Origin of the sequence: Nocardioides sp. SYSU D00038, assembly GCF_016924665.1 — a bacterium.
In the GTDB taxonomy this organism is placed as follows: Bacteria; Actinomycetota; Actinomycetes; order Propionibacteriales; family Nocardioidaceae; genus Nocardioides.
This window is the reverse complement of sequence record NZ_JAFFJT010000014.1, coordinates 63,370-76,694: the sequence shown is the minus strand read 5'-3', so window position 1 is coordinate 76,694 and position 13,325 is coordinate 63,370. Positions and strand designations below refer to the sequence as shown.

Annotated in this window: 9 protein-coding genes; 3 read left to right on the top strand and 6 right to left on the bottom strand. The window is 73.5% G+C overall.

Annotated features, from left to right (window positions below):
- Nucleotides 1-30 precede the first annotated feature (30 nt).
- The 3 genes from dop to JT721_RS07295 all read right to left on the bottom strand — a co-directional run bounded on the left by dop (nucleotide 31) and on the right by JT721_RS07295 (nucleotide 5,700).
- Complete coding sequence (dop, locus tag JT721_RS07305) at nucleotides 31-1,539, bottom strand: depupylase/deamidase Dop (RefSeq protein ID WP_205472294.1); 1,509 nt, start codon at nucleotides 1,537-1,539, stop codon at nucleotides 31-33.
- Between the two features lie 145 nt (nucleotides 1,540-1,684).
- Nucleotides 1,685-4,729 (bottom strand): BTAD domain-containing putative transcriptional regulator, encoded by a 3,045-nt coding sequence (locus JT721_RS07300; RefSeq protein ID WP_205472293.1) that lies wholly within the window; start codon nucleotides 4,727-4,729, stop codon nucleotides 1,685-1,687.
- A 224-nt stretch (nucleotides 4,730-4,953) separates the two neighbouring features.
- The gene (locus JT721_RS07295) at nucleotides 4,954-5,700 is read right to left on the bottom strand and encodes a PIG-L deacetylase family protein (RefSeq protein WP_205472292.1); all 747 of its coding nucleotides are present in this window, start codon (nucleotides 5,698-5,700) and stop codon (nucleotides 4,954-4,956) included.
- A 146-nt stretch (nucleotides 5,701-5,846) separates the two neighbouring features.
- Here JT721_RS07295 and JT721_RS07290 point away from each other — a divergent pair, with 146 nt between their 5' ends.
- On the top strand, nucleotides 5,847-6,923 hold the full coding sequence (locus tag JT721_RS07290; protein WP_205472291.1) for a trans-aconitate 2-methyltransferase: 1,077 nt from the start codon (nucleotides 5,847-5,849) through the stop codon (nucleotides 6,921-6,923).
- A gap of 65 nt (nucleotides 6,924-6,988) precedes the next feature.
- A complete protein-coding gene (locus JT721_RS07285; protein ID WP_205472290.1) occupies nucleotides 6,989-7,711 on the top strand; it encodes a hypothetical protein in 723 nt (240 codons plus the stop codon).
- 211 nt (nucleotides 7,712-7,922) lie between these two features.
- Here the strand turns inward: JT721_RS07285 and arc are convergent, their stop codons facing one another.
- The 3 genes from arc to JT721_RS07270 form a co-directional block, all read right to left on the bottom strand.
- Nucleotides 7,923-9,677, bottom strand: coding sequence for a proteasome ATPase (arc, locus tag JT721_RS07280; RefSeq protein ID WP_205472289.1), 1,755 nt, complete (start codon nucleotides 9,675-9,677; stop codon nucleotides 7,923-7,925).
- A gap of 251 nt (nucleotides 9,678-9,928) precedes the next feature.
- On the bottom strand, nucleotides 9,929-10,867 hold the full coding sequence (locus JT721_RS07275; protein WP_205472288.1) for a tRNA (adenine-N1)-methyltransferase: 939 nt from the start codon (nucleotides 10,865-10,867) through the stop codon (nucleotides 9,929-9,931).
- A gap of 10 nt (nucleotides 10,868-10,877) precedes the next feature.
- Complete coding sequence (locus JT721_RS07270; protein WP_307827936.1) at nucleotides 10,878-12,023, bottom strand: site-2 protease family protein; 1,146 nt, start codon at nucleotides 12,021-12,023, stop codon at nucleotides 10,878-10,880.
- A 230-nt stretch (nucleotides 12,024-12,253) separates the two neighbouring features.
- On the opposite strand from JT721_RS07270, the gene JT721_RS07265 reads away from it, so the two are divergent.
- A complete protein-coding gene (locus JT721_RS07265; RefSeq protein WP_205472287.1) occupies nucleotides 12,254-13,186 on the top strand; it encodes a PD-(D/E)XK nuclease family protein in 933 nt (310 codons plus the stop codon).
- Nucleotides 13,187-13,325: the final 139 nt, after the last annotated feature.

Genomic DNA, 13,325 nt, shown 5'->3' with positions numbered 1-13,325 from the left:
GCTGGCGGGGCGGCACTGCAGGTCTGCGGGTCAGCGGGTCAGGGCCGCCACCAGGGCCTCGGCGGTCTCCGACGACTCCAGCAGGTCGCCCACGTGGGCCTTGCTGCCGCGCAACGGGTCGATCGTCGGCACCCGCTGGAGCGACTCGCGGCCGGGCAGGTCGAAGATCACCGAGTCCCACGACGCCGCGGCGACGGCGTCCGGGAACTTCTCCAGGCAGCGACCGCGGAAGTAGGCGCGGGTGTCGTCGGGCGGGTCGTGCATCGCGGCGTCGACCGAGGCCTGGTCGAGCAACCGCTCCATCCGCCCGGCCGCGGCCAGCCGGTGGTAGAGCCCCTTCTCGGGCCGGATGTCGGAGTACTGGTAGTCGATGAGCTGGAGCTTGGCGTCGTCCCACTCCAGGCCGTCGCGCTGCCGGTACTGCTCGAGCAGCTTGAGCTTGGCGACCCAGTCGATCTCGGCGGCGCACAGCATCGGGTCGCGCTCCAGCCGGTCGAGCACCGACTCCCACCGGGCCAGCACGTCGAGGGTCTGGGCGTCGGCGTCGGCGCCGAGGCGGTCCTCGACGTACTTGCGGGCCAGGTCGAGGTACTCCAGCTGCAGCTGGACGGCGGTGATGGTGCGGCCGTCTGCGAGCGTGACGGTCTGGCGCAGGGTGGGGTCGTGGGAGACCGCCCGCAGCGCGGCGACCGGACCGTCGACGGAGCGGTCGCCGGAGATGAACTGGTCCTCGATCATCGACAGCACCAGCGCGGCGGTGCCGACCTTGAGGTACGTCGAGACCTCGGAGAGGTTGGCGTCGCCGATGATCACGTGGAGGCGGCGGTACTTCTCCGGGTCGGCGTGCGGCTCGTCGCGGGTGTTGATGATCGGCCGCTTCAGCGTGGTCTCCAGCCCCACCTCGACCTCGAAGAAGTCGGCGCGCTGGCTGACCTGGAACCCCTGCTCGCGGCCGTCCTGGCCGATCCCGACCCGACCGGCGCCGCAGATGACCTGGCGGCTGACGAAGAACGGGGTGAGGTGCTTGACGATGTCGGCGAACGGCGTGGACCGACGCATCAGGTAGTTCTCGTGCGCACCGTAGGAGGCGCCCTTGTTGTCGGTGTTGTTCTTGTAGAGGTGGATGGGCGCGGCGCCCGGGATCTGGGCGGCCCGGCGGCTCGCGTCGAGCATCACCTGCTCCCCCGCCTTGTCCCAGCGCACGATGTCGAGGGGCGTGGTCACCTCGGGGGTGGAGTACTCCGGGTGGGCGTGGTCGACGTAGAGCCGGGCGCCGTTGGTGAGGATGACGTTGGCCAGCCCGAGGTCCTCATCGGTCAGCTGGCTGGGGTCGGCCACCTGGCGGGACATGTCGAACCCGCGGGCGTCGCGCAGCGGCGACTCCTCCTCGAAGTCCCAGCGCGCCCGGCGGGCCTTGATGGTGGCCGAGGCGTAGGCGTTGACGATCTGCGAGGACGCGACCATGGGGTTGGCGAGGGGCTGCCCCTGCACGGAGATGCCGTACTCCACCTCGGTGCCCATGACACGACGGACGCTCATGGTCCGAGCGTACGGGGCGGGCGGGGTGGGGTTGGTGGGTGCGCCGGTCTCGAAGGGGTGAGGTTTGGTCACAAACCGCAGCCACCGGCCCGCCCTGGGTGCGGTTGGTGACCAAACCGTACCCCCGGCGCCCGACGATCCAGGACTACCCGCCGGCCAGCACCCGAAGCTCGGCGACGGCCAGGTCCAGGACGCCGTCTGGGCCGAGCCGAGCGGCTTCCTCCCGCACTCGGGCGAGCACGGCGTCGTCCACCAGGTCGGAGACGACGGTGAAGGACCGACCGCTGAAGCGGGCGATCCGGGGGCCGACCGCCGCGGCGCCGGGGGCGGCGTCGGCGCACACCAGGAGCAGGGCGGCCACGTCAGGACGGCCGACCCCGGCGAGCAGCCCGGCCGCGTTGCGAGCGGTGGTCCAGAGCTGGGTCCCCTGGCCGGTACGACGCCACAGCCCGATCAGCTCGTCGAACCCGGCGGCGGCACCGGCCACGTCGCCCGCGCGGGCCCGGGCCGAGGCCAGGGCGACGCTGGCCACGCCCTCGACGAACGTCGAGCCGGCCCCGCGCGCCGACTCGATCGCCCTGACGTACAGCGGAATCGCATCGGCGGGTCGCTCGGGGGCGATCAGCTCGCCCTCGACGTACGACGTGAACGCCGCCTGCGAGGCCGACCCGGAGTCCGCCACCAGCGCGCGGGCACGGGTCAGCAGCTCGCGGGCGAGAGCGGGGTCGCCTCCGTAGCCGGTGGCCAGCGCCGCGGAGGCGAGGTAGCTGCCGGCGATCGCGGGGCGCCCCTCGCCGGAGCGCAGCCACAGCTCGCGGGCGAGGTCGAAGTCTCCGCGGAAGTGGGCCACCGAGGCCAGCGCGCTCCACGCCCGGTAGGTCGAGGCGAGGTCGGCGTCGGGTCCGGCGACCGCCAGTGCCTGCCGCCCCAGCGCCTCGGCGCGGTCGAGGTCGCCGAGCAGCCGGGCGCCCTCGGCGGCGCAACCCAGCACCGCAGCGCGCAGCGGGTGTTCCTCGAGGGCCGGGTCGGCGGCCAGCTCGAGCGCCCAGTCCCAGGTCTCGCGCAGGTCGCGCCACACGAGGCCGTCGGCGAGCGCGAGCGTCAGGCCCAGCCGGACGTCGTCGCGGCCGCTCCCGGCCGCCACGTCGCGCGCGGCCCGCAGGTTGTCGAGCTCGCAGCGGACCTGGACGTCCGCCATCCGCTCGTCGGGCCCGACGATCGCCGCCCCCAGATCGGTCGCCACGGCCAGGCACCGGTCGAGGAAGTACTGCTCGGCCGCCGCCAGCTCCCGGGTTGCGCGCAGCTGCTCGATGAGGAACTCCCGCACGGTGAACAGCAGCCGGTAGCGACCCATGTCGGTGTCAGCGACCACCAGCGACGCGTCGACGAGGTGGTGCAGCACGTCGATGGGGTCCGCCCGGGTGCCGGCGTCGGCGGCCAGCGCCTCGACGGTGGCCAGGTCGACGCCTCCCGGGAACGGCGCCAGCGACCGCAGCAGCCGCCGCTCCTCCTCGCCGAGCAGCCGGTAGGACGAGTCGATCGTGGCGCGCAGCGTCCGCTGCCGGTCGTCGTCGGGACGGTGCAGGCCGGTCGCGAGATCGAGGGCCCGGTCGAGCCGCGCTCGCACCGCGCGCACCGGCATCACCGCCACCTGACGAGCGGCGAGCTCGATGCCCAGCGGCAGTCCGTCCAGGCGACGCAGCACCTCGACCGCGTCGGCCAACTCGTCCTCGCCCAGCTCGAAGTTGGGCCGCAGCCGTCGGGCGTGCTCCACCAGCGCCCGGACCGCTGGCTGCCGCCGCACCGCCGACGGGTCGGCCGCGTCGCGCGGCACTCCCAGCGGCTGCAGTCGCACGACGTACTCCCCCGGCGCGTGCAGCGTCACCCGCGAGGTCGCCAGCACCCGTACCCCGGGCGCCCGGCCGCGCAGCGTCGTGACCAGGTCGCGGCAGGCCGCGGCGAGGTGCTCGCAGTTGTCCAGCACCAGCAACACCTCGCGGCGGCCGAGGGCGTCGGCGACGGCGACGTCCGTGGGACGCCCGGTCGCGCGGAGCCCGAGCGCGGTGGCGACCGCCGCAGCGAGCCGCTCGGGCCGGTCGACCGCGGCGAGGTCGACGACCACGACGTCCGGGCGGTCCTCCGCTTCCGTCGACCGCGCCGCGGTGTCGGCGGCGACGTCGAGCACCAGGCGCGTCTTCCCCACGCCTCCCGTCCCGGTGACGGTCACGACCGCGTGGTTGCCGACCAGTCGCAGCACCTCGGCCCGGTCGCGTTCCCGGCCCACGAGCGGCCCGTCCGGCCGCACGACGGGCCGCACGACTGCGCGGCGTGCCTCGAGGGCCCGGCCGTTGGTGCCGTAGGAGCCGCTGGTCCTGTCGGCTCCGGCGCCCTGGGTGCCCAAGGTCTCCGCTGCCGGAGCCAGGCGGCCGCTGGCCACGGCCTGCTCGAGCTCGGCCAGCGCGGGCCCGGGGTCGAGGCCGGTCTCCTCGGCGAGCCGGTGCCGGTAGGCCTGGGCCGCAGCCATCGCCTCGGGAGTCCGGCCCTCGGCGGCCAGAGCCCGAACCAGCAGCAGGGCCGAGCGCTCCCGCAGCGGTTGGGCCGCGACCGCCGCGGCGGCGTCCGCAGCCACCCTAGGCTCGGCTGCGCCGAGCCGGGCGGCGAGCAGGTCGTCCACCAGCCGCAGCCGCAGCTCGTCGAGCGGCACCGACTCGACCTCCAGTGCCGGCAGCGCCCGGAACTCCTCCAGCGCGGTGCCGCGCCACAGGTCCAGCGCGGCCCGGGCGTACGACGCCGCCTGCTGCGGCGGAGTCCCGGGCGCACCGACCAGCCGGGCCAGCCGCCGGACGGCGTCGCTGTCGAGCTCGTCGCGACCCAGCACCAGCCGGTAGCCGTGCTCGAGGCGCTCGAGCCGTCCGGCGTGCGCGCCGAGGTGTCCCCGCAGCCGGGACACGTGGTTGTACAACGCCGGCACCGCGTTGTCGGGAGGCGTTTCCGGCCAGAGCGCGTCGACGAGCCGCTCCACACCCACGACCCGGCCGCCCGCGAGGGCGAGCAGGGCCAGCAGCGCTCGCCGTCGTGGGCCGGGCACTGTCACGGGGGCGCCGTCGACCTCCAGCGTGAGCGGGCCCAGGACGCCGACCCGCACCTCGACCGCGCCGCGGAGGACGGTGGGCGGATCGGCGGACGGCATGCGGGGCTCCTGTTCGGCACGGCGGGCGTCCCCCGCCAATCGTTCGAGCCGCGGCCACCGGAGCGGCTGGCCGGCAACCGGCGCGACCCGGGGCGGGGCGACGGACGCATGGACGAGCGCAGCGACGGAGGCAGGGACAGACGCAGGGACGGACGCAGCAACGGACGCGGCAACTGACGGTGCAACGAGCGAGGCACCAGCGTGCCCGACCCGGGGCCCGCTCGTCACCCGGCGCGGACCGGGGTGGCGAACAGCTCGGTCGCCACCCAGGCTCGGTAGCGCTCGAGCCCGATCGCGTCGACCAGCGGCCCGGTCTGCGACCGCTGGCGCAGCAGCGCTTCGACCTTGCGGTCGAGCGCGGCGCCGGTCAGCGGCAGGGCGAGGTCGACCTCGTCGTCGGCGCAGGTGCGCGGACCGCCCTCGGCGTAGAGGTCGAGCTCCTCGTCGAGCGCCGCGTCGACGGGCTCGAGTGGGGCCACGGGGTGCAGGACGAGCGGGTCGACCGCGGCGCGGCGTAGCGCCTCCTCGGTCCAGGCCCCCACCGTGCGGTGGTCGGGGTGGCCGGTGACGCCGTCGGGTCCGAACGTCACCACCGTGTCGGGCCGCACCTCGTCGAGGATCGAGACCAGGCACCGCACGGGGCCGGACGGGTCGAGGTCGGCGCAACCGCCGTCGGGCAGGTCCAGCCACCGGTGCTCGGTCACGCCCAGCACCGCCAGCGATGCCGCCAGCTCCTCGGTGCGTCGGGCCGCGAGGGCGGCCCGCTCCCCCGCGGTGGCGTGCGGGTCGGCGGCCTCGCCGCGGGTCGCGGTGACGCACACCGCCCGCTGCCCGGCGTCGCGCAGCGCGGCCAGCAGCCCGCCGGCGAGGTAGGCCTCGTCGTCGGGATGGGCCCACACCGTGACCACAGTGCCGAGGTGGGTGAGGTCGGGGACGGAGACGAAGGAAGAGGTGTCGAGGAGCTCGGTCATGGACTCGAGGGTGGGGTGGTCCGCTGTCACCACGCTGTCACCGGGCGTGTGAGGCGACGTACGCGGGTGACAGCCCGGTGCGATCGGTCGCCGCGAGGGTGACGCCACCGGGCACCACTGGGGTGCCCCGCAGAGAGGAACCGTCCATGACCACCCAGCTCGATGCACCCGCGCTCGACCTCGAACGGGTCCAGGAGTTCGCCATGAAGGTCGCGGTCGACCGGGCGATCGCCTACAACGGCGTGCTCGCCCACCTCGGCGACCGGCTCGGCCTGTGGCGCTCGCTCGCCTCGGTGGAGCGGACGACCAGCGCCCAGCTCGCCCAGCGCTCCGGCCTGGCCGAGCGCTACGTCCGCGAGTGGCTCGCCACCCAGGCGGCGATCGGCTACCTCACCTACGACCCCGCCACCACGACCTTCGCGCTGCCGGCCGAGCACGCGATGGTCCTGGCCGACGACGACAGCCCGGCCGCCGGCGTCGCCGGGTTCGAGGTGATCACCGCCGTCTACGCATCGGTCGACCGGCTCGCGCACGCCTACGCCACCGGCGACGGCGTCCCGTGGCACGACCACGACCCGCGGTTGTTCGCGGGCGTCGACCGGTTCTTCCGCACGCTCTACCGCAACTCCCTGTTCAGCGAGTGGCTGCCGGCGGTCACCGGCCTGATGGAGCGCTTGGAGTCGGGGATCCGGGTCATCGACGTCGGCTGCGGTCTGGGTTCGGCGGTGGTGATGATGGCCGAGCGGTTCCCGCGCTCGACGTTCGTGGGCATCGACTCCCACGCCGAGTCGGTGCGCCGGGCGACCGAGGCTGCCGAGGCCGCCGGGGTGGGTGACCGGGTGCGCTTCGAGGTGTCCGACGCCGCCACGTTCACCGGCTCCTACGACCTCGTTTGCTTCTTCGACTCCGTGCACGACCTGGGCGACCCGGTCGGTGCACTCGCCCACTGCCGCGGCCGGCTCGCCGAGGGCGGTCAGGTGTTCGCCGTGGAGCCGTTCGCCACCGACCGGCTCGAGGACTCCCTCGACAGCCCGGTGACCCTGACCTACTACGCCGCGAGCTCGGCGCTCTGCGTGCCTCACAGCATCTCCGACGGCGGCGCGGCGCTCGGCGCCCAGGCCGGACCGGCGCGGCTCACCGCGGCGTTCGTGGACGCCGGCTTCGCCACCGCCCGGGTTGCGGCCGAGACGCCGTTCAACCTGGTGATCGAGGCCCGCGCATGAGCGCGCGCTCGCAGCGGTGGGGCGGCGGTCGGTCGAGGGCCGGATCGCGAGGTGGCGGGGGCCGGGTGCGCACCGGGCTCGCCGTGCTCGGCGCTGCCACGGTGCTGGTCGCCGGCGTCGACGCCGTCGCCTGGGCCGCCACCGGCCGCGGGCTGGTGGTCGGCGGCACCACGACGGTGCGCGGGACCACCACGATCAAGAACACCGGCCCAGGCCCCGCGCTCCGACTGAAGTCGCGCCGCTCCGCACCGTCGCTCAAGGTCTCGAGCAACCGGCTGGTACCCCGCCTCAACGCCGACCGCGTGGACGGTCGGCACGCGCAGGAGCTCGAGCCGGTCACCCGACGGATCGTGCTGGCCGAGGGCGGGGAGTCGTTCGTGGACGAGAAGTGGATGCGGGCGACCCTCCCGGCTGGCACCTACCAGCTGACCGGCACCGGCGGGATGGTGGTGGAGTCGGCCAACTCCTGGACGTGCGTGGTGGGCGACCGTGCGGGCATCGAACGCGGCGACCTGTCCCAGCTGGTCGGGCTGGACATCGACGATCAGGGTGCCGTCCAGATCAGCGGCGTGGTCGACCTGTCCGGCCGCGAGCTACTGATGGGCTGCGTCACCGATGGCGCGACCGAGGTCATCATGCCGGTGACGTTCAGCTTCCAGCGGCTCACGGAGGCTACCACCACGCGGGGTGTGTCGGCGCCCTCGCCGATCGGTCGGGACCTCAGGCTGGGGGCGGGGTTGCGGCCTCAAGGGTCCGCGGTTTGGTCACAAACCCTGGCCGGGGCGTGATCAGGGGTGCGGTTTGTGACCAAACCGCACCCCTCGTCGCGCCGCAGCTGGCGGCCGCCAGCACGCGAGTCGCGGTCGTCGCCGCCTCGGTGCGCGGCCCGACGTCACCCGTGTCGATGAGCCCGAGCGGCGTGAGCTGAGCAGCATCAGCCGGCCCCGGAGGGGCCACGACCCGCCCGCGCCGGACGTCGATCCGGCGCGGGTCGAGGGGTCAGAGGTACTGGCCGGTGTTGGAGACGGTGTCGATGGAGCGGCCCGGCTCGGTGCCCTGCTTGCCGGTGATGAGGGTGCGGATGAAGACGATCCGCTCCCCCTTCTTGCCCGAGATCCGCGCCCAGTCGTCGGGGTTGGTGGTGTTGGGCAGGTCCTCGTTCTCCTTGAACTCGTCGACGCAGGCCTGCAGCAGGTGCGAGACGCGGAGCCCACGCTGCTCGTGGTCGAGGAAGTCCTTGATGGCCATCTTCTTGGCGCGGTCGACGATGTTCTGGATCATCGCGCCGGAGTTGAAGTCCTTGAAGTACAGGACCTCCTTGTCGCCGTTGGCGTAGGTCACCTCGAGGAACCGGTTCTCCTCGGTCTCGGTGTACATCCGCTCCACGGTCGCGCGGATCATGCCCGCCACGGTCGCGTCGCGGTCGCCGCCGAACTCGGCGAGGTCGTCGGCGTGCAGCGGCAGGTCGGGGGTGAGGTACTTGCTGAAGATGTCGCGCGCCGACTCGGCGTCCGGGCGCTCGATCTTGATCTTCACGTCCAAGCGGCCGGGCCGCAGGATGGCCGGATCGATCATGTCCTCGCGGTTGGAGGCGCCGATGACCAGCACGTTCTCGAGCAGCTCCACACCGTCGATCTCGCTGAGCAGCTGCGGCACGATCGTGTTCTCGACGTCGGAGGAGACCCCGGAGCCGCGGGTGCGGAACAGCGAGTCCATCTCGTCGAAGAACACGATCACCGGCGTGCCCGAGCTGGCCTTCTCGCGGGCCCGCTGGAAGACCAGGCGGATGTGGCGCTCGGTCTCGCCGACGTACTTGTTGAGCAGCTCGGGGCCCTTGATGTTGAGGAAGTACGACTTCCCCTCCTGGCCGGTGCGCGCCGCGACCTTCTTGGCCAGGCTGTTGGCGACCGCCTTGGCGATGAGGGTCTTGCCGCAGCCGGGGGGGCCGTAGAGCAGCACGCCCTTGGGCGGGCGCAGCTTGTGCTCCCGGAACAGCTCGGGGTGGAGGTACGGCAGCTCGACGGCGTCCTGGATCGCCTCGATCTGGCCGCCGAGGCCGCCGATCGACTCGTAGGCGATGTCGGGGACCTCCTCGAGCACCAGCTCCTCGACCTCGGACTTCGGCACCTTCTCGTAGACGTAGCCGGCTCGTGAGTCCAGCAGCAGGCTGTCGCCGGCGCGGATGGTGTCGGCGAGCAGCGGCTCGGCGAGGCGTACGACGCGCTCCTCGTCGGCGTTGGCGATGACCAGGGCCCGCTGGCCGTCGGCCAGGATCTCCTTGACCATCACGACCTCGCCGACCTGCTCGTACTCGAGCGCCGCGACGACGTTGAGGGCCTCGTTGAGCATGACCTCCTGGCCCTTGCTCAGCGAGTCGAGGTCGACGCTCGGGCTCACGTTGACCCGGAGCTTGCGTCCTCCGGTGAACACGTCGACGGAGTCGTCGTCGTTGCGGGCGAGGAAGGTGCCGAAACCGGCGGGAGGCTGCGCGAGCCGGTCGACCTCCTCCTTGAGCTTCATGATCTGCTCGCGGGCCTCGCGCAGGGTCTGGGCCAGGCGCTCGTTCTGCGAGGTCACGGCCGCCAGCGACCGCTGGGCGTCGGCGAGCCGGAGCTCCAGCCCCCGCGACTGGGTGGGCCCGTCACCGACCCTGCGGCGGAGCTCGGAGACCTCGGCCTCCAGGAAGCGCACCTGGCTCATGAGCTCCTCGGGGCTCCTGCCGCCCGTGCTGGGAACGCCATCCGATGTCGACATCGGCAACACCTCCTGTGCGTGCGACATTACCCGCGCACGTCCGGGAGAGAAGGGGATATCTCGCGGTGTTGGTCACGATTTGAACGCGTGCCCGAAGGGTGGACGGGCGGTGTGGTGCTCGTGCGACCGGGCGGGTCGGTGGCGCCGTGCGGTCGGAGCGGGGGTGTGCGGTTTGGTCACAAACTGCACACCGGACGGGCCGCGGGGCGCGGATTGTGACCAAACCGCACCCACCGGGCCGCCGACACCGCTCAGCCCTCGGCGGACTCCACGGGCACACCCGGCGGCCGCGGACCGGTGTAGTCGGGGCCGTAGGCGCCGGGCGCGGGCCGGCGCTTCTTCAGCGGGGCCCGCTGACCCGGGGCCATCCGCCGAGCGGTGACCAGGAACGCCGTGTGGCCGATCATCTTGTGCCCGGGCCGCACCGCGAGCCCCTCGACGTGCCAGTCGCGCACGAGCGACTCCCACGCCTGGGGCTCGGTGAACCCGCCGTGCACCCGGACCGTCTCCATGAACCGCGACAGCTGGGTCGTGGTCGCGACGTAGGCGCACACGATCCCGCCGGGCCGGAGTGCGTCGGCGGCGGCGTCGAGGCACTCCCAGGGGGCGAGCATGTCGAGGATGATCCGGTCGCAGCGGTCGCCGCTTGCCGGCAGCGCCTCGGCCAGGTCACCGAGCGTGAGCTCCCAGGCCGGGTGGGAGCCGCCGAAGAACTGCTCGACGTTCGCCCGGGCAACGTCGGCGAACTCCTCGCGGCGCTCGTACGACGACACCCGCCCGTGCGGGCCCACCGCGCGCAGCAGCGAGCAGGTCAGGGCGCCGGAGCCGACCCCGGCCTCCACGACGTCGGCGCCGGGGAAGATGTCGGCCATCGCCACGATCTGGGCGGCGTCCTTGGGGTAGACCACCGCCGCCCCGCGCGGCATCGAGACCACGAACTCCGAGAGCAGCGGCCGAAACACGAGGTACTCCCCGCCCGCCGACGACGTGACGGTGAACCCCTCCTCGCGCCCGATCAGGTCGTCGTGCTCGAAGTGCCCGCGGTTGGAGAAGAAGCGCTTGCCGGCCTCGAGGCAGATGTTGTGGCGCCGGCCCTTCTGGTCGGTCAGGCGGACCCACTCACCGGCCCGAAGCGGTCCGCGGTGGACGCCCGACCAGGCGTCGTGGGGTACGTCGGGGGCCTCGGTCACGCCCCGCACCCTAGTGCGGCGCCTCCCGGAACGCCCGATCGACGTCGGCGGTGGACAGCACGCCGTAGATGCCGCCGTCCTCCTCGACCAGCAGGTACTCGGCCGCCGGGGTCCGGCTGATCGCGAGGATCAGCTCCTCGCCCGTGATCGTGACCGGCAGGGAGAGCCCTTCGCCGAGCGAGCGCGACACCGACGACGTCGCCACCCAGGGTCGGCGGTCGTCGGGGGTGGCGAGCACGGCGGCCTCGTTGACCAGCCCGACCGGGTGCCCGCCCGAGGTCACCGTGACGATGCTGCCCGCCTCGGCGTCCTGAGCGCGGCGGATCGCCTCCGCCAGCGGTAGGTCCTCGGGGACGGTGAGGGTACGGCGGGCCAGGTCGCGGGCGACCAGGTGCGGGATCCGGCGGCGCAGCCGTGCCGACGACATGGCAGCGGTCGAGCCCGACCACAGGAACAGGGCGATGATGCCGGCGATGACGAAGTCCAGCAGCGAGGGCGGGGTGTCGAGCACCCGCTCCTGCACCCACGGCCAGACCAGCACCAGGACGGCGGTGACCCGGCCTCCCCAGCCGGCGACGATGGTGCCCCGGTGGACGTCGCCCGTCGCACCCCAGACCGCAGCCTTGAGCACCCGGCCGCCGTCCAGCGGCAGGCCCGGGACCAGGTTGAGCACCCCGACGAGCAGGTTGGCGCCGGCCAGCCCCTCGACCGCCATCAGCAGCAGCCCGTCGGGGACGACGAACCACAGTCCGACCCCGGCCGCCCCGACCGCCAGCGAGGTGAGCGGACCGACCACGGCGATCATGAACTCCTGCCGTGGCCGCCGCGCCTCCCCCTCGATGGCGGTCATGCCGCCGAGGAAGTGCAGCGTGATCGAGCCGACGCCGAAGCCGTAGCGCCGCGCCATGTAGGCGTGCGAGGCCTCGTGGAGCAGCACCGAGCCGTAGAGGATGACCGCGAAGGCGAGCCCCGCAACGTACTTCCACGCCCCCAGGCCGGGCTGCACCTGGTCGACCCGTGGGGAGACGATCACCGCGATCAGCCCCGCGATCACGAACCACGACGACGACACCAGCACGTCGCTCCCGGCGATGGTGCCGATCCGGAACGTCCCCGGAGGCCGGGGCGCGCGGGGTCTGGATTCGGGGTCGGACACGTCGGCGAGGCTATCCGACGTCCCCCGCCCGGGCCGCGGTCGCGGCGACGGCCCGGTGCCCCCGGTCGAGTCGCGGTCGAGTCGCGGTCGAGTCGCGGTCGAGTCGCGGTCGAGTCGCGGTCTAGCCGCGGTCGAGCCCCGGACCGGCCGGGCCCGGCCCTCGCGGGGCGTCGGCGAATGCGGACGGGCCGCGCGGGGGGACCGTCGCCGGCCGCGTCTAGGGTGCGGACATGGTGGCCGAGCAGGACGTCGCGGCGTTCGAGGTCGACCCGGTCGTGCCGCTTGACCCGACCCGGGTCGGGACACCCGTCGACGGCGTGGAGGTCCTGGGTGCGCTGTCGCCCAGCCGCGCGATGGACTTCACGCGCTGCGCGCTGCACTACCGGTTCCGCTCGGTCGACCGGCTCCCCGAGCCGTACTCCCCCGACGCCGTCCGCGGCACCCTGGTGCACAAGGTCCTCGAGGACCTCTACGACGTGCCGGCCGCGGACCGCACCCCCGAGACCGCCCGGTCGCTGCTTCCGACCGCGTGGGACGCCGTGGTGGCCGAGGAGCCGAGTATGGAGGAGATGTTCGGCCCCGACCTCGACCGGGAGGAGTGGTGGGCGTCGTGCCACGAGGTGGTTGCGGCGTACTTCGACCTGGAGGACCCGCGTCGCCTCGAGCCCGCGGAGCGCGAGGTGTACGTCGAGGCGCTGCTCGGGTCGCGGCTGCTGCTGCGCGGCATCGTCGACCGCCTCGACGTCGCCCCGGACGGTTCCGTGCGGGTGGTGGACTACAAGACCGGGCGGGCGCCGGGCGAGGGGTTCGAAGCCGGGGCGCTGTTCCAGATGAGGTTCTACGCGCTCGTGCTCTGGCGCACCCGGGGCGTGGTGCCGCGGGTGCTGCAGCTGGTCTACCTCGGCAGCGGCGAGGTGCTGCGCTACGAGCCGGACGAGGACGACCTGCGCGCGACCGAGCGGAAGGTCGAGGCGATCTGGGCGGCGATCCGGGAGGCCCACGACTCCGGTGAGTGGCTGCCCAACCGCGGCCCCGCCTGCCGGTTCTGCCCCCACCAGGCGATCTGTCCCGCCTGGGGAGGCACTCCCCCGCCGCTCCCGTCGCGGGACGCGGTGGCCGAGGGTGGCGCCGTCGTCGGGTCCGAGGCGACTCCGCCGGCCTGAGGAGGCCGCCGTTTGGTCACAAACCGTGCCTCAGCGCGGCTCAGGTGTGCGGTCTGTGACCACACCGCCGCCCCTGACCCGAAAGGCGGCGTACCGGGCTGTCGGAGGCGCGCCGACGCGGCCGTTCGCGACAAGGCAC